This is a genomic window from Streptomyces ossamyceticus, from assembly GCF_001418475.1.
GTDB classification, from domain to species: Bacteria; Actinomycetota; Actinomycetes; order Streptomycetales; family Streptomycetaceae; genus Streptomyces; species Streptomyces ossamyceticus.
This window is the reverse complement of record NZ_LIQX01000991.1, coordinates 1-1,100: the sequence shown is the minus strand read 5'-3', so window position 1 is coordinate 1,100 and position 1,100 is coordinate 1. Positions and strand designations below refer to the sequence as shown.

Here is a 1,100-nt window from a genome sequence, read left to right as displayed (position 1 = left end):
CCATCGGCGGCTGCGGTGCCGACTCCGCCGGTGCCCTGCGGGCGCTTGGCCTTCGTGTGGGGTCGCTTCTTGGCCATCGTGGGTGTCTCCCGATCACGGCTCGTCTCGTACTCGCGCGAGCCTAGCCGCTCGTACGGCGGCCGACGGGACCCTGTGGACAACGCACCGAGTCGTCCCGGAACCGGCGGTTCAGGCCAGGTTGTTCAGGTCGGTGAGGGCCGGTGGAGGGTCAGTCCATGTCCTCGAACGCGTCCGCGAAGTCCAGGTCGGGCAGGGACGAGACCGACGGGGCCGTGACGCGCGTAGCGAAGTCGTCCCGGCGGTGGGTGTGGCGGACGTCGTCCTGGACGACGACCCAGACCGTGACCTCGCCCCGGGCGTCGTCCCGTACGCCCCAGTCGTCTGCCAGTGCCGTCACGATGTTCAGTCCGCGGCCGCCGTGTGCGGTGACCGAGGGGGTGGACGGAATCGGGCGGGTCGGGCCGCCGCCGTCCGTGACTTCGAGGGTGAGCCGCCCCGAGGGGTCCATGCGCCACGCGCAGCGCACGTCGCCGTCGCCGGCCAGCGCGTCGTTGAGGGGCCTGCCGTGTTTGCAGGCATTGCTGAGTAGTTCGGAAAGGATCAGCAGGGCGTCGTCGATGACCGATTCCGCCACACCACCGTCGCGCAACTGATCACGCAACCGGTGCCTCGCCTGCCCCACGCCCGCAGGGCCATGGGGTACGGCCATGCTCGACGACGTGGGCACCTCCTGTGCCACCACCAACGCCACCCCCGAGACCTCCTTCACCCCACGCCACGGTGTGAATGCCCCATGGGACTGGACTGGAAACCGGCCAACACATGTGCTCTGACGCACTCACACGGATCGAACACGTTCCGAACGCGCCGGTGCACTCCCTGTGAGGGGCTGGCTGAATTTCGCCCTCAATGTACGGACTTGTCCGCGCACACAGATTCGCCGTTCTGGCGGAATTCTTACCTCCGCCGACAGGGTGTGCGGGGCTGCGGAGAGGGCCAGTGGCATGGCCAAGAGTGAACAGGCGTGTATTCGGACTGAAGGGGGGGCGGCACGCGGAGGAGCGCCCGAAGGGGGCGCG

General features: G+C 68.8%; 1 protein-coding gene. It reads right to left on the bottom strand.

Annotated features, from left to right (window positions below):
* Positions 1–229: 229 nt before the first annotated feature.
* Positions 230–772 carry an ATP-binding protein gene (locus tag AOK15_RS41265; protein WP_055524417.1) on the bottom strand — a complete coding sequence of 181 codons (543 nt, stop codon included), beginning with the start codon at positions 770–772 and terminating at the stop codon, positions 230–232.
* Positions 773–1,100 lie beyond the last annotated feature (328 nt).